The following is a 20731-nucleotide window of genomic DNA, read 5'->3' as shown; positions in this document are numbered from 1 at the left end:
CCAGTCTGTGACGAAAGTTGTTGAAAACGGCTACCATTCTCGCCGTGGTGAATCCATGAATGCGGCCGAAATAAGTTCGCCCCGCCGCCGACGCGTCCTGTCCCGAGTCAGCATTCAGTCGAAACTCCTCGTGATGCTGCTGCTCACCAGCGTGCTGTCGGCCGCGATCGTCGGAGCCATCGGCTATCAGTCCGGACGCAGTTCGCTACGAGATGCCGCCTTCGAGCGCCTGACCGAGTTGCGCGAGGCCTACAACCGACAACTGGCCACCCAGTTCGATGACCTCGAGGACTCACTGGTCATCTACACCCGGGGTTCCACCGCGATCAACGCAATGCGCGAATTCAGCCGCGGATTCGCGGAACTGCGGGATACGACGATCACACCCGCGCAGCAGCAGTCCCTCGTCGACTATTACGAGGACCAGTTCAAGCCGAAGGTCGATTCGACCTCGGACCTGGAGATCGACATCGCCGGACTGCTGCCGCAGTCCAACGCGCAGAAGTACCTTCAGGCCCACTACACCGCGCCCTACGACACCGTGAGTTATGCGCTCGATCTCGACGATGCGCGCGACGGCAGCATGTGGAGCACCGCGAATGCGCGCTACACCGACTTCTTCCGAGAGGTCGTGTCGCGGTTCGAGTTCGAGGACGCGCTGTTGATCGACACCAATGGCACGGTCGTCTACACGGCGTACAAGGGTGTGGACCTGGGCACCAACATCCACCACGGGCCGTATCGGAACCACGAACTGGAGGACGCGTTCGAGCGGGCCGTGGCCACCAACACCGTCGACTATGTCGAGGTCACCGACTTCTCGGAATACCTGCCCTCGTACAACGAGCCCACCGCCTGGCTGCTCTCCCCGATCGGTGAACCCGGACGAATCGAAGGGGTGCTGGCACTGCAGTATCCGATCACCAAGATCAATCGGCTGATGACGGCCGACCGGCACTGGGAGAACGTCGGCATGGGCAGCACCGGCGAAGCGTTGCTCGCCGGACCCGACGGCCTGATGCGCTCGGATTCGCGCGTCTTCCTGGAGGATCCGGAGCGCTACCGGCAGGAGGTGGTTGCCGCCGGCACGCCCCGCGAGGTCGCCGACCGGGCCATCAGATCTGGTGGCACGACTCTGGTCCAGCCCATCCACAGCGAGGGGGTCACCCGTGCGCAGCGCGGCGAGGTGGGCACCGTCGTCACCGAGGACTACCTGGGCAACAAGACGCTGCAGGCCTATGCCCCGGTGGACATCCGGGGTCTGAACTGGTCGCTGATCGCCAAGGTCGACACCGCCGAGGCGTTCGCGCCGGTGGCCGACTTCACGCGACGACTCGTGCTGTCCACGGTGGCCATCATCTTCCTGGTGTGCCTGGCCTCGATGTTCCTGGCCCGGATGTTCGTTCGGCCCATCCGCCGCCTCGAAGCCGGGGCCCAACGGATCAGCGGCGGCGACTACAACACCACCCTCCCCGTGCTCTCCCGCGACGAGTTCGGCGATCTGACAGCCGCGTTCAACGATATGACGCGCAATCTGCGGGTCAAGGAAGACCTCATCAACGAACAGCGCAAGGAGAACAATCGCCTGCTGCTGTCCCTAATGCCCGAATCAGTTGCGCAGCGGTACCGCGAGGGCGAGGAGATGGTGCCGCAGGAGCACCGCGACGTCACAGTGGTGTTCGCCGACATCGTCGGCCTCGACGAACTCTCCACCACGCTGTCCTCCGACGACCTGCTCGGCGTGGTCAATCGACTGGTGCGTCAGTTCGACGCGGCCGCGGAGAGCATCGGTGTCGAGCGCGTGCGGACCATGCGCAGCGGTTACCTGGCCAGCTGCGGACTGAATGTCCCGCGATTGGACAGCACCCGCCGGACCGTCGACTTCGCCATCGAGATGGCCGAGATCATCGAACGGTTCAACGCCGAGACCGGGCACCATCTGGCGCTACGCGCCGGCATTGACACCGGTTCTGTCACATCAGGACTGGTGGGTCGAACCAACGTCATCTACGACTTGTGGGGCGCGGCAGTGAATCTGGCCTACCAGGCGCAGAGCGGCCCCGGCCAACCCGGCATCTACGTCACGTCGGCGGTCTACGAAATGACGCGCGAATTCAAGAGCTTCGTGTCTGCCGGTGAGGTCCCGAACGGCGGCCCCGACGGAGCTGACGGTGAGCCGCTCTGGCGGCTCACGGAGAAGAACTGATGAACTCCGTCCTCTCCGCGCCGTGGTTCCACTGGGCGCTGGTGGTGGCCATCGGGCTGCCGGTGCTCCTGGTGTTGCTCACCGAACTTCAGAACCTGTTGAATCGGCGCGGCAGCAACCTGGCGCGCCCACTCAGCCTGGTGCGCAACTACATCCTCCCGCTCGGGGCGCTGCTGATCCTGCTGATAAAAGCCAGCGAGGTCTCCACCGAGGCGACGCCCGTGCGGATCGTGGCGACGGTGTTCGGGTTCGTCATCCTGATCCTGCTGCTGTCCGGCCTGAACGCGACTCTGTTCCAAGGCGCGCCGGAAGGCAGTTGGCGCAAACGCATTCCGTCGATCTTCCTCGACGTCGGACGGGTCGTCCTGATCGCCTTGGGCCTGGCGATGATCTTCTCCTACGTCTGGGGCGCCAACGTCGGCGGGCTGTTCACCGCGCTGGGCGTGACCTCGATCGTTCTCGGCCTGGCGCTGCAGAACTCGGTGGGCCAGATCGTCTCCGGCCTGCTGATGCTCTTCGAGCAGCCGTTCCAGATGGGCGACTGGATCGACGCGCCGGCGGGGCGGGGCCGTGTCGTCGAGGTCAACTGGCGCGCAGTGCACATCGAGACCGGCGACGGGCTCACCATCACGCCGAACTCGGTGTTGGCCGGTGCGTCGTTCACGAACCTGAGTCGCCCGGCGGGCGCGCACCGCATCGTCGTCGAGACCGAGTTCAGTGGGGCAGACGCCCCCGATGTGGTGATCGACGTGCTCACCCGGGTGGCAACTGCACTTCCGCAACTTCGCACGGACGCCGTGCCGAGCGCAATCCCTCTGGGCGGCAACCGCTATCGGACCTCCATTCCGCTGCGCAGTCCCGCTGAGGACGGCGCCGCCAAGGCTACTTTCCTGCGGTGGCTGTGGTACGCCGCCCGACGCACCGAGCTGCACCTCGACGGCGCCGAGGACACCTTCTCCAGCGAGGACAGGCGATGGGACGCGCTGCAGATCGTGGGGCGGACGCTGCGTCTCCCCCCGGCGACGCAGCGGTCGCTGCTCGGGAACGTGCGACTGATCCGGTACGGCGCCGATGAGGTGGTGCAGGCACCCGGGACGGTCCCCGACTCGATGAGATTCGTCATCGCGGGCATGGTGCAACTGCGGGCCGTGGCGCCCGACGGGGCTCACGTACCCGTGCGCACGCTCGACATCGGCGATTTCATCGGCCAGACGACCCTGACCCGAGAACCGGTCGCGGCCCATGCGATCGCCCTCGACGAGGTCACCATGCTGGAGGTCGGCCGCGAGGAGCTCGAGGACCTGGTGTCTGGTCAGCCCTCACTGCTGCACGAGATCGGCCACGTGATCGACGAACGACGCCGGGATCTGGCCGAGGCGTTGAACACCACGAAGTGAGAGGCATCTGGGCACCGACCCCGCGGCGAGTTGTCGTGATTGGTCGCGTTCCGGCCCGGTGAGCGACCCCTGCGGGACGCCCCACGGGAACTCCCCTCGGGAACAAACCAGACTCCGCCAAGGTTGAGCGCATCAGAATCAACTTTGGAGGTTTGATGCCTGAAACCACTTCCACACCGATCGCCGTGCCCGTGCTGTTCATCGCAGACCCGATCGTGCTGCCCGGCATGGTGGTGCCGATCGCCCTGGACGACAGCGCCATGGTCGCGATCGAAGCCGCCCGGACCAGCGAATTCGGCAAGTTGCTGATCGCTCCCCGGCTCGACGACCGTTACCCCACCCACGGCGTCATCGCGTCGATCGTCGAGGTCGGCCGGATCGCCGGCGGCAGCGGCACCGCGGCCGTCGTCCGGGGTGAGCGCCGCGCCCACATCGGCGCCGGCACCACCGGGCCGGGTGCCGCGCTGTGGGTCGAAGTGACCGAGATCACCGAGACCGCCACCACAGCCGACACCAAAGCCCTGGCCGCCGAATACAAGAAGCTGCTGCTGGCGATGCTGCAGCGCCGCGAGGCCTGGCAGATCATCGACTACGTCAACCGGCTCAGTGACCCGTCGGCCCTGGCCGACACGGCCGGCTACGCGTCGTACCTGACTGATGAACAGAAGCGGCAACTGCTCGAGACCGTCGACGTCGACGAGCGCCTGCGCGTGCTGATCGGCTGGACCGGCGAGCACCTGGCCGAGGTTGAGGTCAACGACAAGATCGCCGAGGACGTCCGGGCCGGTATGGACAAACAGCAGAAGGAGTTTCTGCTGCGCCAGCAGTTGAACGCCATCCGCAAGGAACTCGGCGAGGGCGAACCCGAGGGATCCGATGACTACCGGGCCCGCATCGAGGCCGCCGACCTGCCCGATCAGGTGCGCGAGGCCGCACTGCGTGAGGTCGGCAAGCTCGAGCGCTCCAGCGAGCAGAGCCCCGAGGGCGGGTGGATCCGCACCTGGCTCGACACCGTCCTCGACCTGCCGTGGAACGTCACCACCGAGGACTCGACCGATCTCGAGGCGGCGCGCGCCATCCTGGACGCCGACCACCACGGACTCGACGACGTCAAGGACCGCATCGTCGAATACCTGGCCGTGCGGGCCCGTCGCGCTCAGCGCGGAATGGCCGTCGTCGGCGGGCGCGGTTCGGGTGCGGTGATGGTGCTGGCCGGGCCGCCCGGCGTCGGCAAGACGTCGCTGGGCGAGTCCGTCGCCCGCGCACTGGGTCGCAAGTTCGTCCGCGTCGCCCTCGGCGGCGTGCGCGACGAGGCCGAGATCCGCGGCCACCGGCGCACCTACGTCGGCGCGCTGCCGGGCCGCATCGTCCGAGCGATCGGCGAGGCCGGATCGATGAATCCCGTTGTGCTGCTGGACGAGATCGACAAGGTGGGTTCGGACTACCGCGGCGATCCCAGTGCGGCCCTGCTCGAGGTGCTCGACCCCGCGCAGAACCACACGTTCCGCGATCACTACCTGGATCTCGATCTCGACCTGTCGGATGTGGTGTTCCTGGCCACAGCCAACGTCATCGAGAACATCCCGTCGGCGCTGCTGGACCGGATGGAACTCGTGCAGATCGACGGCTACACCGAGGACGACAAGGTGGCCATCGCCCGCAACTACCTGCTGCCGAGGCAGGCCGAGCGGGCCGCGCTGACCACCGACGAGGTCACGGTGACCGATGCGGCGCTGCGCAAGATCGCCGCGGACTACACCCGTGAACCCGGTGTGCGGCAGTTCGAACGACTGCTGGCCAAGGCGCTGCGCAAGGTGACCACCAAGCTCGCGGCCGGAGGTGGGGCGATCACGATCGACGAACCCGACCTCGTCGACTACCTGGGCCGTCCCCGGTTCACGCCGGACTCCGACGAGCGCACGGCGGTGCCGGGCGTGGCCACAGGTCTGGCGGTCACGGGCCTGGGCGGTGACGTGCTCTACATCGAAGCCGGTTCGACTGACGGTGAACCGAGTCTGCAGTTGACCGGTCAGTTGGGCGATGTGATGAAGGAGTCGGCGCAGATCGCGCTGTCCTACGTGCGCTCGCACGCCCGCGAACTGGGCGTCGATCCGGCCGCGCTGGACCGCAAGATCCACGTGCACGTGCCCGCGGGTGCAGTCCCGAAGGACGGCCCGTCGGCCGGTGTGACGATGGTGACCGCGCTGGTGTCGATGGCGACCGGGAGGCAGGTCCGCGGCGACGTGGGCATGACCGGTGAGGTCACGCTCAACGGCCGGGTGCTGCCGATCGGCGGGGTCAAGCAGAAGCTGCTGGCCGCGCAGCGGGCCGGGCTGAAGACGGTGTTCATCCCGCAGCGCAATGAGCCCGACCTCGACGATGTGCCCGCCGAGGTGCTCGACGCGCTCGAGGTGCGGCCGATGACCGACGTCGCGGAGATCGTCGCGCTGGCGCTCGAACCCGCGGCCGAGGTGGCCCACCAGGCCGCCTAGGAGACACCTCCGCGAGCAGGCTGGGGAATTCCCCGAGCAGCTGGGGAATTCCCCGCGAGCGTGCGTGTTTGTACGGTCTGACACGGTGTGTCGCGTACAAGCCCGCACGCTCGTGGGGCCTCGGCGGCGCTGACGGAGGAAGGTGACGGACATGCCACGACGCGGAGGGCCGCTGCGCAAGCTGGGTTTCCTGACGATCGGCAGGTTCGACGCCGGCAACCCGCGGCCCGGCATCGAGGAGACCCTCGACGTCATCGAGCGCGCTGAGGCACTCGGCTACGACAGCGTGTGGCTGCGCTGCCGGCATCTTCAACCCGGTATCTCCTCCCCCGTCGCGATCATGGCCGCGGCCAGCCAGCGCACCCGCCGCATCGAACTGGGCACGGCCGTCATCCCACTGGGACTGGAGAACCCGCTGAGGTTGGCCGAGGACCTTGCCACCGTCGACATCCTGTCCGGCGGGCGGATAAATCCGGGTGTCTCGGTGGGCACGCCGATGCTCTACGAGCACTACAAGCACGCGCTGTATCCGAACACCCATGAGTTGGAAGACTTTTCGAAGGGTCGGGTGCTGCGCCTGTTGTCGGCGCTGCGCGGCGACCCGGTCAGCGACTTCGCGGGCACACTAGGCATCGAGCAGTTCACCAACCGAGTTCAGCCCCACTCTCCCGGGTTGGCCTCGCGTGTCTGGTACGGCGGCGGCTTGTCGTCGGCGGTCTGGGCGGGTGAACAGGGCATCAACTACCTGACCAGCTCCGTCGTCAGCACCGAGGGCACCGAGTCTCGGGACTTCGCCACCATCCAGGGCCAGCAGATCGATGCGTACCGCGCTCACCATCCCGACGTCGAGAACGCCCGTGTCTCACAGGGATTGGTGGTGATTCCGACCGACTCCGCCACCGATGACCAGATCAGGCGCTACCGCGAGTACGCGGCGAGCAGGTTCGAGCGCACAAAGACCCCGCAGCGGCCGCGCGGCATGCTTTTCGCCCCCGACTACGTCGGCCCCGCGGACGAACTCGCCGATCAGCTGTACGCCCACGCCGGGTTCCAACGCGCCGACGAGATCGCGTTCGCGTTGCCGTTCACCTTCGCGCCCGACGACTACGCACAGATCATCGGTGACCTCGCCGAGAAGTTAGGACCGCGCCTGGCGTGGGAACCCGCCAGCGATGGAAGTGCTGTTTCCTGATACCCCTACGCGCGACGATGAGCGCCCGCCCTTGTACGCAGATGACGGCGTGTCCCCGTACCAACACGGGCGGTCGCGGGAATGTGGAGGGGGCTCGCGGGCATGACGGGCGGGGTGCGGGTGGGCACGTCGGGGTGGTCCTACGACCACTGGAAGGACGTCCTGTACCCGCCCGGCACACCCGTCGGCAGAAGGCTCGAGCACTACGTGCACGAATTCGACACGGTCGAACTCAACGCCAGCTTCTACCGCTGGCCCAAGGACAGCACCTTCGCAGGGTGGCAGCAACGCCTCCCCCACGGTTTCACCATGAGCGTCAAGGCTCATCGCGGCCTGACGCACTTCCGTCGTCTACGTGACCCAGAGGCGTGGGTGGAAAGGTTCGAACGCTGCTGGAGTGCGCTCGGCGACCGGCGCGAAGCGCTGCTCGCGCAGTTGCATCCCGACCTGACCCGCGACGACCGACTTCTCGACGAGTTCCTGACCCTGGTGCCGGACTGGATTCCGGTCGCCGTCGAGTTCCGCCACCCGTCCTGGGACGACGACGCCGTGTACCGGATTCTGGAGCGGCACAACGCCAGTTACGTCGTGATGAGCGGTGCGCACCTGCCATGCGTGCTGCGAGCCACGAGTCGGCTGGTGTACGTGCGTATGCACGGACCCGATCGTCAGAACCTCTACGCCGGTTCGTACTCGCAGCAGGATCTTCAATGGTGGGCGCAGCGGATCGACGAGTGGCGCGGTCAGGGCCACGACGTACTGGTGTACTTCAACAACGACGGTGAGGGCAATGCCGTCCACAACGCCCGCAGCCTCAAGGCTCTGCTGGAGAACGTGGCACCCCGACGATCGAGAGTCACGGGGTGAGGTCTCGCTCGGTCCTCCGCCCGGCACCGCGCCGCTGACGGTCCCCTTTTGTACGTCAGACACGGCGTGTCCCCGGACAGACACGGGCGCTCGGCAGAAGGGGTGCCCACGACTTAGACTCGCGCGAATGGGGGCAAACACACTCAAACGCCGCGTCGTACACACCGTGCAGCGGCTCGCCGTGAACCCGATCGGGCGCAATCTGCCGGTCACGATGATTGAGACGACGGGCCGCAAGTCCGGCCAGGCACGGCGAACGGCGGTCGGCGGAAGGCTGATCGACAACCAGTTCTGGCTGGTGTCCGAGCACGGGGAGCACTCCGACTACGTCAAGAACATCAAGGCGAACCCCGCGGTGCGCGTGCGGCTTCACGGGACCTGGCGCACCGGAACCGCGCATCTGCTTCCCGACGACGACCCCGTCGCCCGGTTGGGTGGGCTGCCCACGCTCAACAGCGCGGTCGTGCGGTTGATGGGAAGCGATCTGCTCACCATCCGCATCGACCTCGACTGACGCACCCCGCGACGAGGATTTCGCCCGGCGACTATCCCCCGAATCTCTGTCAGACTGGTGTCAGCGCTCCCGACCGGGGGTAGCCGACCGACATGGACGCCACGAGACAAGTCCGGCGGCTGATAAGGCGCGCCGGCACCACGTACGCGGCCGAGGCGGGAATCCGCCTGGCCGATTCGCCCATGCCCCTGTTTCAGGTTCTGACATTCGCGATGCTCGCGGCCAAGCCGATCGGGTCCGAGACCGCGGTGGCGGCGGCCCGGGAAGTGTTCGCCGCGGGCGCCCGCACGCCACACAGTGCGCTCACCACTCCGCGCGCGAAGCTCATCTCAGCGTTCGGTCGGGCGGGGTATGCCCGCTACGACGAGAGTTCGGCCACCCGGATCGTCGCGATCTCGGAGAAACTGCGCGACGACTACGGCGGTGATCTGCGCCGCCTCGCCGCCGAATGTCACGGCGACGTCGGCGAGGCGCATCGGCGTCTGGAGCAGTTCACGGGCATCGGGCACACCGGGGCCGCGATCTTCCTGCGCGAGGTGCAGGACACCTGGACCTGGGTGCGCCCCTACTTCGACGACCGGGCGCTGTACACGGCACGCAGGCTCGGACTGCCCGGCACCCCCGCCGCACTCGGCGCGCTGACACCCCGCAGGTGCGCCAAATTGGCCGCAGCGCTGATCCGGGTGTCGCTCAACGACGACCTGTTCGCAGAGGTCGCCTAGCCGACGATCGACCGTTCCAACGGAGGTGCAGATGTCAAGATCCACCACATTCGTCATCGTGGGCGCCGGACTGGCCGGCGCGAAGGCCGCTGAGGCCTTGCGCGAGAACGACTTCGACGGTCACATCATCCTGTTCGGCGCTGAGGAACAACTGCCCTACGAGCGCCCGCCTCTGTCCAAGGAATTCCTGGCCGGCAAGAAGTCGCTCGCCGACTTCACCGTGCAGCAGGCCGCCTGGTACCGCGATCATGACGTCGACCTCCGCCTTGGCACCGAAGTCAGCGCGGTCGATCCGTCCGGGCACACCGTGTCACTGCCCGACGAGTCGACCGTGGCCTACGACAAACTCCTCCTTGCCACGGGTTCCCGGCCACGACACCCCGCCCTGCTCGGCGCCAACGCGGCCGGCGTGCACTACCTGCGCACCGTGGAAGAGTCCGAGGCACTCGATCGCGTCCTGGCCAAGGGAATGACGCTGGCCATCGTGGGCGCCGGGTGGATCGGCCTCGAGGTGGCTGCCGCGGCGCGCGAACGGGGCGCCGACGTGACGGTCGTCGAAGCCGCGAAGCTTCCCCTGTTGGCGGCCATGGGCGAGGAGGTTGCCCGAGTGTTCGCCGCCCTGCATCGCGAACACGGTGTCCATCTGCGCCTGAACACCGGGGTTCGGCAGATCACCGTCGAGGGTGGCCACGCGACGGGTCTGATACTGGACGACGGATCGACCGTGACCGCGCGCGCGGTGCTGGTCGCAGTCGGGGCCGCGCCCAACGTCGAGTTGGCACAGCAGGCCGGCCTGGACATGGCCGACGGCGGTGTGCGCGTCGATGCCTCACTGCGCACGAGCGACCCCGACATCTACGCCGTGGGCGACATCGCCACTGCCGAAAACCCATTACTGGGCACCAGGATTCGCACGGAGCATTGGGCCAACGCGCTCAAACAACCCGCGGTGGCGGCCCGAAACATGATGGGCCGCAGCGATCCGCCGGCGCAGTACGACGAACTGCCGTACTTCTTCACCGATCAGTACGACCTCGGCATGGAGTACGTCGGGCACGCCGCGGGATATGACCGGGTGGTGTTCCGCGGTGACGTGCCGGGTCGGGAGTTCACCGCCTTCTGGCTGGACTCAGATCAGCACGTCCTGGCCGGGATGAACGTCAACATCTGGGAGGGCCTCGATGACATCAAGGAGTTGATCAGGTCCAGGCAGACCGTGGACGCCGACCGACTCGCGACCGCTCAGGCTTGAACCTGCGGTTCCAGGGTCTGAGCCTGACCCTGGACCTGCGGTTCGAGTTCCGTCACGTGGGCTGCCGCACCGTTCGCGGCGACCCCGTTCACCGGCACGTCGCCGACCTCGACGTCGTCGTCCGCGACGGGCAGGGGGACCCAGCGCACCGAGATGGTCTGCGGCATCGACAACGCCTGCAGGCGTTCGCGTTCCGCGCGCCTGCGCTCAACCACCAACCGGGTGCCGATCGGCGGCGAGACAACCTCGTCGAGCGTGAGGTACCAGATGTCCTCGGCCGCGGCCAGCCTGCGGCTGGCCGTCAGGCGAGCACCCTTGGCGCGCAGGGCGGTTCGGAGCTCATGGGTGTTGCGCATCGTCACATCCCAGACGAGTTCCCGCGCCCTTCGGATCTCCTCGGCCCGGCGCAGCGGAGTCGGCAGACCGCGCCGACCCTGGACGACGACGCGCTCGGGCTCAACCTCGACCGCGAGCGCGGCCGCCGCGAGAAGCTGGCTTGGGGAATCCGCTGTCACCGGATTGGCCAGTTCGGCCTCACCGGGTCCGCGGTGTCCGACGCGACCGATCGCCGCGGCGATGGATGCCGCGGCCGACGGCGACTCAGTGCGCAGCGCACCCAGGTCTCCCGATTTCGCGATCTCGCGCAACCGCGGGTTGCGACGCAGCTCGGCGGCCAGCAGCGCGGTCGCCTGTGCGAGGTGCGGCGTAGCCGTCATCTCCGACGGCGACGGGATCCCGGCCAGATCCCGATCCACCAACCGCAGCAGAAGGTTCTCGACGAGCGACCCCATCGAGGCCAGTGTCCAGCCCTGCGCAATCCGGTCCCGCAACAGCAGGAGTCGAGTGTCCAGGCCGGCGTCGGTCGTACCGCTCCAACTGCCACCGGCATGTCCGGGCAGCCGCGAATGGTCGTCACACCAGCGGGTGTAGTGCCGGCTCACTTGGGACAGCCGCGCGATCACCGCGGGCCGCCGCATGGCCTGCGGCACGGTCGCGGCCACCGCCTCGGACACCGACACCCCGGTGAACAGTCGATGCCCGAACACCGCGGTCGAACGGTGCTGCCACTCACCGGCGAGTTCGCCTCGCAGGCCGAGGATTTCGGATGTGACCCGGTGCGCCGCACGCAGACCGCGGCCTTGGACGTCGATCGTCATCGGGGTCAGCGGTCCCGGAAGCGCGTCGGAGGTGCCCCACGCGCTGAACATCGGGAACGCGGCCGCGATGGTGTCGTCGAACTCCCCGGAGTGGGTGCTCGCGCGCGCTCCGGGACTCGGCGTCACCACCTCGGCGACCGGGATGACGGGACCGGCGACCACAGTGCGGCCCATATCGGCCAGGGCTTCGGCCGCACCCCAGCCCAGGCTGAAGTCCCACTCGTTGCGCAGGGCGCCGGTGTCCAGCGGCGCATGCAGCACGGGCCAGGCCGGTCCCCGGCGCCGTCGCCGCCCGGCGCCGTCGAGCCACCGGCGGGCCGACGAGGCGGGCACCGGTTCGGTGCCCAGGTCGACGGTGCCGGTGCGATGTGAGCCGATCGAGCGGAGCAGGAACCGGTGCAGATCGTCGGTGTGCAGCACCCGCACCCTGGTGTCGACGTCCGCGGATCCGATCGCCGCGGCGGTCCGGTCCACCATCCAGTCGCGCTGACGGCTCACGAGTGCGGCGACGCGGATGATCAGGCTGGGGGTCCAACTCGACGCGACCAGTTCCTCGGCCTGTCGGTACAGCGCCGGGTCCCCGGCCGCCTGCGAGACGAACAGCAGGCGTGCACCCGCCCGCGCCGCCACGTGGCTGACCTGCACGACACCCGCGATTCCGGCGCTGTGCGGCACGTCCGGCTCGATCGGAGCAAGATGCAGCACAGCGTCCGCGGAGTTTGCGAGCCGCTGCAGTGCCGCGGCCTCGAGTCCCGCGCGCACCCATTCGACCCGGCGATCCAGGCCGCTCGGCGTGCGTTGCACAACTCCGACCACGCGGTGCCCCGCCGCGGCGAGTCGCGCGGCGGCCGTCTGGCCGATCACGCTGTCAGCGCCGGTAATCAGAATATGCATTATTATCCCGACCCCCATCGGTACGAGATGAGGATAAGCGCGCGGAAGCACTTGCGGAAGATTTTAGCCCGGACGTCAGAACCTGGTCTACACCAGCGTCGCCGTGCCGTCCGCCTCCACACGAATCTTTGCCCCCGCGATGTCCCCGCGCACTGCAGCGGCCGCACCTTCGGCGTCCAGCAGCGCGAACACGCGCGCCGAGTCCGGCTCCTCCGAGATCCGCACGGAAACGAACGCCTTCTCCGGGTTGCCGTCACGACCGAACGGGGCGGTCCAGGTCTCGACCGTGCCGACACCCTCCCAGCCGACGACGGCCTCGCGGGTCGGCTCAGCGTCCACGCGATCCTGCACGTCCTCCCAGCGGAAGCCGTCGGCCGGGGGTTCGGTGCTGTAGACACCGAAGGCGTGCTTGGTCAGGTAGCCGCCGTTGGCGGTGATCAGGCCGCGCTTACCCGGCTCGGCCACCAGGCGTTCGGCCATGGTCGCAATGGAGTGCGACACGTAGTTGTTCCACGGGCCACCGGCGAACGTGAGGCCACCGGTGACGGTCAGCGGCCGGTTCGGGTCGTCGGTCGGGACGCCGATCTCGTTGGCGGCCACCTGCACCGCGCACGGGAAGCATGAGTAGATGTCGATGAAGTCGATGTCGTCGATGCCCAGACCGGCCAGTTCCAGAGCACGACCGGCGCCGATCCGGATGGCCGGCGAACGGCTGTAGTCCAGACGTTCGGCGATCGAGTAGGTGTCGTGCGCGTCGGTGCCGGCCCACGGGAACACCCAGCGCTCCCGCGGGATCTGCAGGTGTTCGGCCTTCTCGACCGAGGTGAGGATCAGCACCGCGCTCTGGTCGACCATGTTGTTGGAGTTCAGCAGCTTGGTGTACGGCCAGCTGATCATCCGGTTGTCCGGGCCCGGTTCGGTGATCTCCTCGGCCGTGTAGGCCTTGTTGCTCCAGGCGTGCGGGTTGGTCTGCGCCACTTCGTTGAAGCGGGCCCACAGCGCGCCGATGCGACGACGGTGCTCGTCCTGGGTCTCGCCCGCGGCGATGCGCAGCGCCTCCTCAAACCACGGGTAGACGTGCGACGGCAGCAGCAGGCCCACCTGGTCCTGCGAGGGACTGCTCATCTCGACGGCGTCGTCGGCACCCGGCGGCACCGGCACCGACTCGTCCTGCTTGGTCCAGTCCGGACGGATTCCGTTGGCCTTCAGGCGCTTCCGCGTCTTCCAAGTCTCGGCGCCGCCGATCAGCACGACCTCGTTGCGGCCCGCGATGATGTCCAGGCAGGCCTGGTTGACCAGCGTCTGCGGCACGTTGCCACCCACACCGGTGTAGCGCGTGCTGGGGTTGTCTGCGCCGATCAACTGACCCAGCAGCAGCCCGGGATCGCGGTAGCGCCACGACAGCAGGTTGACCACCCGGATCGCGTCGACCGCGGCGAGCACCCGCGGGTCGGCGGCCTCACGCGCGGCGGCGGCCATCAACGCCACCGGTTCCAGCGGTTCTGGGGTGTTGTCGGCCTGATTCACCTGGCCGTAGGCGACGAGTACGGGCGTGCGGGGATCCAGAGACATGGAAGAAAACCTATCAGTAGTTGACACGTGTCAAAAAGCAGGGCCGGCGCGGTAGATCGACTTGGTGCTGCGGAACGCGGCCAGGCCCTCGGGGCCCAGTTCACGGCCCAGCCCGCTGCTCTTGACGCCGCCGAAGGGCGCCGCGATGTCGAGGTTGTAGGCGTTGACGCCGATGGTGCCGGTGTGCACCGCGCGCGCGACGCCGGTGGCGCGGTCGACATCGGTGGACCACACCGTGCCGCCGAGGCCGTACTCACTGTCGTTGGCCAACGCCACGGCGTGTTCGTCGTCGTCGTAAGGGATCACGGCCAGCACCGGGCCGAAGATCTCCTCCTGCGCGATGCGGTGGCGGTTGTCGACGTCGGCGAACACCGTGGGCTCGACGAACCAGCCGCGCGGCTGGTCCTTCGGGATCGACCCTCCGGCAACCAGTTTGCCACCGTCGGCGGTGCCGGCCTCGATGTAGCCCAGGATGCGCTGACGCTGCCGCTCGCTGACGACGGGCCCGATCTCGGTGGCCGGATCCAGCGGGTCGCCGACGGTCATGCCGCTGGCCAGGTCCGCCAGGGCCTCGACGATCTCGTCGTAGCGCGACCGCGGTGCCAGGATGCGCGAGTTCAGGTAGCAGGTCTGGCCATTGTTGGCGAAGGACTGCGTGCGCAGGCCCTTCAGCGTCACGCCCAGGTCGGCGTCGTCGAGGATGATGGCCGCGGACTTGCCGCCGAGTTCCAGGGTCACCGGTCGCAGCAGGCGTCCGCACACCTCGCCGATCGCGCGGCCCGCGGCCGTCGACCCGGTGAAGGAGACCTTGTCCACGCCGGGGTGCGACACCAGGTGCTCGCCCGTGGCCATCCCACCGGGCACGATGTTGAGCACGCCCTCGGGCAGGCCCGCCGCGGCGGCGGCCTCGCCGAAGACCATGGCGTCCAGCGCGGTCTCCTGTGCGGGCTTGAGCACCACGGTGCAGCCCGCAGCCAGCGCGGGAGCCAGCTTGAACGCCGCCAGAGCCTGCGGATAGTTCCACGGCGTGATGGCCGCGACCACACCGATGGCCTCATGCCGGACGATCGTGTGCCCGATGGCGGCGGGCCGCACCTCCTCGTCGGGTGTTGTGGTGATCAGGTCGGCGTAGTAATTGAGCAGCAGCGCCGGGAACGCGCCGTTGGCCCCCCGCGACAACGACGTCGGCATGCCGTTCTCGCGGGTCACCAATTCGGAGGTGGCCGCGGCGCGCGACTTCAGTTCGGCCGCCATGGCGCGCAGGACCGCCGCGCGGTCCTCCGCCGAGGTGGTCCTCCAAGCCCGCAGCGCGGCGCGGGCGGCGGCGACCGCGGCGTCGACATCGGCGGTGCCCGCGTTCGCACCGTCACCCAGCGGCAGACCAGTGGCGGCCTCGAGGACCGGCGTGACCTCCGCGCTGGGACGGAACCGGTTGCCGATGAAGACCTGTCCGGAGACCGCTGTCATGCCTGCACCGTCTCCTTGGCGTCCTTGCCCACGTACAGCACTCCGTCGGCCACCAGCTTGTCGATGGCCTCGTCGTCGAGACCCAGGACGTCGTGGCCGATCTCGCGGGTGTCGTCACCGGGCATGGGCGCTGGCCGCGTGCCCGCCTTGGCGATGCGACGGAACGGCGCGGGACCGGTCTCGGCGGGCAGCGGCGCCTCGATCAGCGGATGCGTCATCTCCTCGTAGAGACCCCGCACGGCCAACTGCGGATCGGCGCTCACCTCGGGACGGCGGTTCATGGGCGCTGCAGGCACGCCCGCGGCCTGCAGCAGTTCTGCGACCTCGGCCGGGGTGCGGGCGCTGGTCCAGTCGGCCCATCCGCTGGGGTCCCCCATGATCGTGATCGCGGCCTGACGGTCCGCCTCGTGGCGCAGCGAGATGACGGCCCACTCGTCTTCGCCCTGGCAGGCGAAGACGGAGTCGGTGGCCTCGCTGGGCACGACGGCCCCGCGCGCGTCCTGCTGGGCCCGCTGCGCGACGAAGACGGTGTCGAGTTGATTGATGCCGGCCTCGGCCTGCGACACGTGGATGCGCGCACCCTCCCCGGTGAGATCGCGGTGGATCAGCGCGGCCAGCGCGCCGATGGCCGTGATGCGCCCGACCACGTGGTCGGGGAAGACCGTCGTGGCGTCGTAGAACGGGTGCCGGCCGGGCTTGGCCGCACGGTCTGGGGCCGTCCACAGCGCGGTGACGCCGGTGCAGGCGCGCACGAGCGGGCCGTAGCCCAGGCGGGAGCTCCACGGTCCGGTGTCGCCGAACGCACTGCTCTCGGCGAGCACGACCGACGGGTTGATCTCCTTGAGCTTCTCGTACGGAAAGCCCAGTCCCGTAAGCGTTCCCGGCTTGAAGTTGGCGAACACCGCATCCGAGCGACGCACCAGTTCGGCCAGCACCTCGGGCCCGCCCTCGGACCGCAGTTCCAGACCCAGGCTGGAGTTGTTGCGATGGGTCCACGCGAACGACTCGGTCAGGATCTGTCCGGGACGGCCCTGACGCAGCCCGTCCGGAAACTGCTTGCTCTCGACCTTGATGATCTCGGCGCCCAGGTCGCCGAACAGCCGGCTCAGTTCACCGCCGGCGACGATGATGCCCAGGTCCACAATCCGCAGTCCGGCGAACGGCTTGCCGCCGAGGTCTTCGGCGCGGGTCGTCCGGGCGGCACGGTCGGCGAACCGTCCCGGTCCGGCACCGACGGCCGGCGCCGCGGTCCGGAACCCGAACCGCTGCCCATCGACGGTGTAGTAACCGACCGGCACGCGTGTCCGCACGCCCGGCACCACCTCGGCCTCGGTGAAGGCGCCGACGGCCGCGAAGTGCTCGGAGTCCCCGACGTCGGAGGGCTCGAGCACGGCCGCGACCGGTACGCCGTAGGACTCCCCGGCATCGGAGATCTCGGCCATGGTCATCTTGGAGAACTTCTCGGTCAGCAGCCCGCCGATCTCCCCCCAGGCCAGGAAGCGCTCGACGATGGTGTCGTACTTGGGGTCCTGGAACTGCTCGGGTTCACCGAGCCACGCGCGCAGGCCGTGCCACTGCCGCGGTGCCAGCACCACCATGCGCACCCACCCGTCGGCGCACGGCAGGATCGGATACGAGTCCTGCATGCGGGGCCGGCCCCGCCACTTCGACTGCCCGCCCGCTGCGGATGCGGCCTGACCGTGCGAACCGAACGGCGGATCGAGCGCCAGCAGGACGGCCTCGTAGCGGGAGAAGTCGATGTAGTCACCGAGTCCGGTCCGCAGGCGGTGGTAGTAGGCCACCAGGGCGGCCCACGCCGCCTGCACCGCGGCGGTCGCGGACGCGATCCCGTTGGGCGGCAGCACCGGCATACCCGTCGGCGGGCCGGACTTGGACAACGCCGAGGACAGCGCGTAGAGCACGGCGTCGGTGGCCTGCCACGACGAACGGGGTCCCTCGGTGCCGAAGTCGGTGACCGACAACGCCACGAGATGCTCGAAACGGTCGGCCAGTGCTGCGCACGACGTGCCGTAGGCGGCGGCCTGACCGGGAATGCCGGAGTCGATCAGAATGTCGGCATCGGCGACCAGCTCCAGCAGCCGCTCGCGGTCACCGTCCTGGTCGGGGTCGAGGACCACGCTGCTCTTGTTGGCGTTGTGCAGCGCGAACGCGATGCTGGTGTCACCCAGGCGGGGAAGTTCGGCCCGCGCCGGGCTCCCGCCGGGCGGTTCCACCTTGATCACGTCGGCGCCGAGATCGCCCAGAATGCGTCCCACCGCGTCACCGGAACCGCGGGACAGGTCGAGCACCCGCAACCCCGCTAACAACTCCGCGCCGTCAGCCATCGTCCCTCGCTTTCGCATCGCCAGCGCTGCAACGATAGCGTCGAACACCCTCGACCAACCAACCGGTGGGGTGTTTGGCCGAACAACTCGTTAATTCCTGCCTCGAACCCGGTTGCAACTGTGTTGGGTGGCGTTGGATAAGGGAATGACCACGAGCATGACCTCTTGGACACACCGCGACGCCGCTCCCCTGCCCGATGACACGCTCACGCGACTCGACGGGTGGTGGCGGGCCGCCAACTACCTGTCGGTCGGCCAGATCTACCTGCTGCGCAATCCCCTGCTGCGCACCCCGCTCACCCGCGACGACGTCAAACCGCGCCTGCTCGGACACTGGGGCACCACGCCGGGCCTGAACTTCCTCTACGCCCATCTCAACCGCGTGATCGCTGAGCGCAGCCAGTCCACGATCTATGTGACAGGACCCGGCCATGGCGGCCCCGGCCTGGTCGCGTCGGCCTACCTCGACGGCACCTACACCGAGATCTACCCCGACATCACCGGTGACACCGAGGGGTTGACGCGACTCTTCCGGCAGTTCTCGTTCCCGGGCGGCATCCCGTCGCACGTGGCACCCGAGACGCCGGGATCGATCCATGAGGGCGGCGAACTCGGCTACGCGCTGTCGCACGCCTACGGTGCGGCATTCGACAATCCGCACCTGCTGGTGGCCGCCGTGGTCGGCGACGGCGAGGCCGAGACCGGTCCGCTGGCCACCAGCTGGCACTCCAACAAGCTGCTGAATCCCGCCAAGGACGGCGTGGTGTTGCCCATCCTGCATCTCAACGGCTACAAGATCGCCAATCCGACCGTGCTGGCGCGCATACCGTCCGAGGAGCTCTCGAGCCTGATGGTCGGGTACGGCCACCACCCGTACTTCTTCGAGGTGTCCGAGGACGAGGAACACGCCGGGGATCCCGCCGACGCGCACCGACGCTTCGCCACCCTGCTCGACGAGGTGCTCAACGAGATCGCCACGCTCAAGGCCGCGGCCGCCGCGGGCGACGAGCGACGCCCCTGCTGGCCCATGATCGTGTTCCGCACACCGAAGGGCTGGACCGGCCCGGCCTACATCGACGGCAAGAAGACCACCGGATCCTGGCGCGCGCATCAGGTTCCGCTGTCCAATGCCCGCGACACCGCAGAACATCTGCAGGTGCTGGCCGACTGGCTGGCCTCCTACCGGCCCGACGAACTGTTCGACGCCGACGGCCGCATCGATCCGGAAATCGCCGCGCTGGCCCCCGACGGCCAGTTGCGAATGAGCGACAACCCGCACGCCAACGGCGGTCTGCTGCTCAAAGATCTACGTCTGCCCGACTTTCGGGACTTCGCGGTCGACGTCCCCGCTCCCGGCGCGACCGTCGCCGAGGCCACCCGCGTCCTCGGGCAGTGGCTGACCGAGGTGGTGCGCCGCAACCCCGACAACTTTCGCATCTTCGGACCCGACGAGACGGCGTCCAACCGACTGCAGGCCGTCTACGACGCCACCGACAAGCAGTGGGACGCCGAGTACCTCTCACCGGAGGTCGACGAGCACCTCGCCCGGGCGGGCCAAGTGGTGGAGATGCTGTCCGAGCACCAGTGCGAGGGCTGGCTCGAGGGCTACCTGCTGACCGGCAGGCACGGCCTGTTCAACTGCTACGAGGCGTTCATCCACGTCATCGACTCGATGTTCAACCAGCACGCCAAATGGCTCAAGGTCACCAACCACATCCCGTGGCGGCGCCCCATCGCGAGCCTGAATTACCTTCTGTCCAGCCATGTCTGGCGCCAGGACCACAACGGGTTCTCGCATCAGGACCCCGGATTCATCGACCATGTGGTGAACAAGAGCGCCGACGTCGTGCGCGTGTACCTGCCGCCGGACGCCAACACGCTGCTGTCCACCTACGACCACTGTCTGCGGACGCGCCAGTACGTCAATGTCGTGGTGTCCGGCAAGCAGCCCGCGCCCAACTTCCTCACCATGGAGCAGGCCATCGCGCACTGCACGCGTGGACTGGGCATCTGGGAATGGGCCAGCACCGAGGAGTTGGGCAGCGACCCCGACGTCGTGCTCGCCGCCGCGGGTGACGTCCCCACCCTGGAGGCGCTGGCCGCGGCCGACCTGCTGCGAGCGCACCTGCCCGACCTCAAGGTGCGCTTCGTCAACGTCGTGGACCTGATGAGGCTGCAGGACGCGACCGAGCATCCGCACGGGCTCTCCAGTGACGAGTTCGACATGATCTTCACGCGCGACAAGCCGATCATCTTCGCCTACCACGGCTATCCGTGGCTGATCCACCGCCTGACCTACCGACGCACCAATCACGGCAACCTCCATGTCCGCGGCTACAAGGAGGAGGGCACCACCACGACGCCGTTCGACATGGTGATGCTCAACGACCTCGACCGCTACCACCTTGTGATGGATGTGATCGACCGCGTGCCGGGACTGAAGTCGACCTGCGCGGCGCTGCGTCAGGAGATGATGGACAGCCGAATCGCGGCGCGGGAGTACACCCGCGAACACGGTGACGACATCCCGGAGGTCCGCGACTGGGTGTGGCCCGCCGCTCGCGGCAGTATGGGACCGGACGGGGCCAGCGCCGCGTCCGCGACCGGCGGTGACAACGAATAATCGCTCTGAACAGGGATTATTGATGCCTCAG

At 68.2% G+C, this 20731-nt stretch carries 13 protein-coding genes; 9 read left to right on the top strand and 4 right to left on the bottom strand.

Annotation, left to right across the window (positions count from 1 at the left end; all coding sequences use genetic code 11):
• Positions 1-55: 55 nt before the first annotated feature.
• From G6N34_RS10580 to G6N34_RS10545, 8 genes are all read left to right on the top strand, one after another.
• Positions 56-2206 carry an adenylate/guanylate cyclase domain-containing protein gene (locus G6N34_RS10580; RefSeq protein WP_179965742.1) on the top strand — a complete coding sequence of 717 codons (2151 nt, stop codon included), beginning with the start codon at positions 56-58 and terminating at the stop codon, positions 2204-2206.
• Entirely contained in the window at positions 2206-3603 is a 1398-nt protein-coding gene (locus G6N34_RS10575; RefSeq protein ID WP_085150894.1) for a mechanosensitive ion channel domain-containing protein, read from the top strand. Before G6N34_RS10580 ends, G6N34_RS10575 begins: the two co-directional genes overlap by 1 nt.
• A gap of 155 nt (positions 3604-3758) precedes the next feature.
• Positions 3759-6095 (top strand): endopeptidase La, encoded by a 2337-nt coding sequence (gene lon, locus G6N34_RS10570; RefSeq protein WP_085150893.1) that lies wholly within the window; start codon positions 3759-3761, stop codon positions 6093-6095.
• Positions 6096-6246: 151 nt separating this feature from the next.
• Positions 6247-7287 (top strand): LLM class flavin-dependent oxidoreductase, encoded by a 1041-nt coding sequence (locus G6N34_RS10565; protein WP_085150892.1) that lies wholly within the window; start codon positions 6247-6249, stop codon positions 7285-7287.
• A 102-nt stretch (positions 7288-7389) separates the two neighbouring features.
• On the top strand, positions 7390-8154 hold the full coding sequence (locus G6N34_RS10560) for a DUF72 domain-containing protein (protein WP_085150891.1): 765 nt from the start codon (positions 7390-7392) through the stop codon (positions 8152-8154).
• A gap of 127 nt (positions 8155-8281) precedes the next feature.
• Positions 8282-8668, top strand: a complete 387-nt coding sequence (locus G6N34_RS10555) for a nitroreductase/quinone reductase family protein (protein WP_085150890.1) — start codon at positions 8282-8284, stop codon at positions 8666-8668.
• A 92-nt stretch (positions 8669-8760) separates the two neighbouring features.
• Positions 8761-9390 (top strand): HhH-GDP family DNA glycosylase, encoded by a 630-nt coding sequence (locus G6N34_RS10550; protein ID WP_085150889.1) that lies wholly within the window; start codon positions 8761-8763, stop codon positions 9388-9390.
• Between the two features lie 31 nt (positions 9391-9421).
• Positions 9422-10642: an NAD(P)/FAD-dependent oxidoreductase gene (locus tag G6N34_RS10545; protein WP_085151204.1), complete on the top strand. Its 1221-nt coding sequence runs from the start codon at positions 9422-9424 to the stop codon at positions 10640-10642.
• Here G6N34_RS10545 and G6N34_RS10540 read toward each other — a convergent pair.
• The 4 genes from G6N34_RS10540 to G6N34_RS10525 form a co-directional block, all read right to left on the bottom strand.
• Positions 10633-12693, bottom strand: a complete 2061-nt coding sequence (locus tag G6N34_RS10540) for an NAD-dependent epimerase/dehydratase family protein (RefSeq protein WP_163645364.1) — start codon at positions 12691-12693, stop codon at positions 10633-10635. The genes G6N34_RS10545 and G6N34_RS10540 overlap by 10 nt on opposite strands.
• Before the next feature lie 87 nt (positions 12694-12780).
• Complete coding sequence (locus G6N34_RS10535) at positions 12781-14265, bottom strand: acetyl-CoA acetyltransferase (RefSeq protein ID WP_085150887.1); 1485 nt, start codon at positions 14263-14265, stop codon at positions 12781-12783.
• Between the two features lie 30 nt (positions 14266-14295).
• Entirely contained in the window at positions 14296-15732 is a 1437-nt protein-coding gene (locus G6N34_RS10530; RefSeq protein WP_085150886.1) for an aldehyde dehydrogenase, read from the bottom strand.
• The gene (locus tag G6N34_RS10525; protein ID WP_085150885.1) at positions 15729-18077 is read right to left on the bottom strand and encodes a CaiB/BaiF CoA transferase family protein; all 2349 of its coding nucleotides are present in this window, start codon (positions 18075-18077) and stop codon (positions 15729-15731) included. The genes G6N34_RS10530 and G6N34_RS10525 overlap by 4 nt, the downstream gene beginning before the upstream one ends.
• Before the next feature lie 157 nt (positions 18078-18234).
• On the opposite strand from G6N34_RS10525, the gene G6N34_RS10520 reads away from it, so the two are divergent.
• A complete protein-coding gene (locus tag G6N34_RS10520) occupies positions 18235-20700 on the top strand; it encodes a phosphoketolase family protein (RefSeq protein ID WP_085150884.1) in 2466 nt (821 codons plus the stop codon).
• Positions 20701-20731 lie beyond the last annotated feature (31 nt).

Source organism: Mycolicibacterium confluentis, assembly GCF_010729895.1.
GTDB classification, from domain to species: domain Bacteria; phylum Actinomycetota; class Actinomycetes; order Mycobacteriales; family Mycobacteriaceae; genus Mycobacterium; species Mycobacterium confluentis.
The sequence above is the reverse complement of the archived record's forward strand: the minus strand, read 5'-3'. Positions and strand labels throughout refer to the sequence as shown.

Excerpts from the sequence above, each read along its gene's own strand:
- G6N34_RS10580 (WP_179965742.1), top strand. The coding sequence starts at position 56 with ATGAATGCGGCCGAAATAAGTTCGCCCCGCCGCCGACGCGTCCTGTCC.
- G6N34_RS10575 (WP_085150894.1), top strand. The coding sequence starts at position 2,206 with ATGAACTCCGTCCTCTCCGCGCCGTGGTTCCACTGGGCGCTGGTGGTG.
- lon (WP_085150893.1), top strand. The coding sequence starts at position 3,759 with ATGCCTGAAACCACTTCCACACCGATCGCCGTGCCCGTGCTGTTCATC.
- G6N34_RS10565 (WP_085150892.1), top strand. The coding sequence starts at position 6,247 with ATGCCACGACGCGGAGGGCCGCTGCGCAAGCTGGGTTTCCTGACGATC.
- G6N34_RS10560 (WP_085150891.1), top strand. The coding sequence starts at position 7,390 with ATGACGGGCGGGGTGCGGGTGGGCACGTCGGGGTGGTCCTACGACCAC.
- G6N34_RS10555 (WP_085150890.1), top strand. The coding sequence starts at position 8,282 with ATGGGGGCAAACACACTCAAACGCCGCGTCGTACACACCGTGCAGCGG.
- G6N34_RS10550 (WP_085150889.1), top strand. The coding sequence starts at position 8,761 with ATGGACGCCACGAGACAAGTCCGGCGGCTGATAAGGCGCGCCGGCACC.
- G6N34_RS10545 (WP_085151204.1), top strand. The coding sequence starts at position 9,422 with ATGTCAAGATCCACCACATTCGTCATCGTGGGCGCCGGACTGGCCGGC.
- G6N34_RS10540 (WP_163645364.1), bottom strand. The coding sequence starts at position 12,693 with ATGCATATTCTGATTACCGGCGCTGACAGCGTGATCGGCCAGACGGCC.
- G6N34_RS10535 (WP_085150887.1), bottom strand. The coding sequence starts at position 14,265 with ATGTCTCTGGATCCCCGCACGCCCGTACTCGTCGCCTACGGCCAGGTG.
- G6N34_RS10530 (WP_085150886.1), bottom strand. The coding sequence starts at position 15,732 with ATGACAGCGGTCTCCGGACAGGTCTTCATCGGCAACCGGTTCCGTCCC.
- G6N34_RS10525 (WP_085150885.1), bottom strand. The coding sequence starts at position 18,077 with ATGGCTGACGGCGCGGAGTTGTTAGCGGGGTTGCGGGTGCTCGACCTG.
- G6N34_RS10520 (WP_085150884.1), top strand. The coding sequence starts at position 18,235 with ATGACCTCTTGGACACACCGCGACGCCGCTCCCCTGCCCGATGACACG.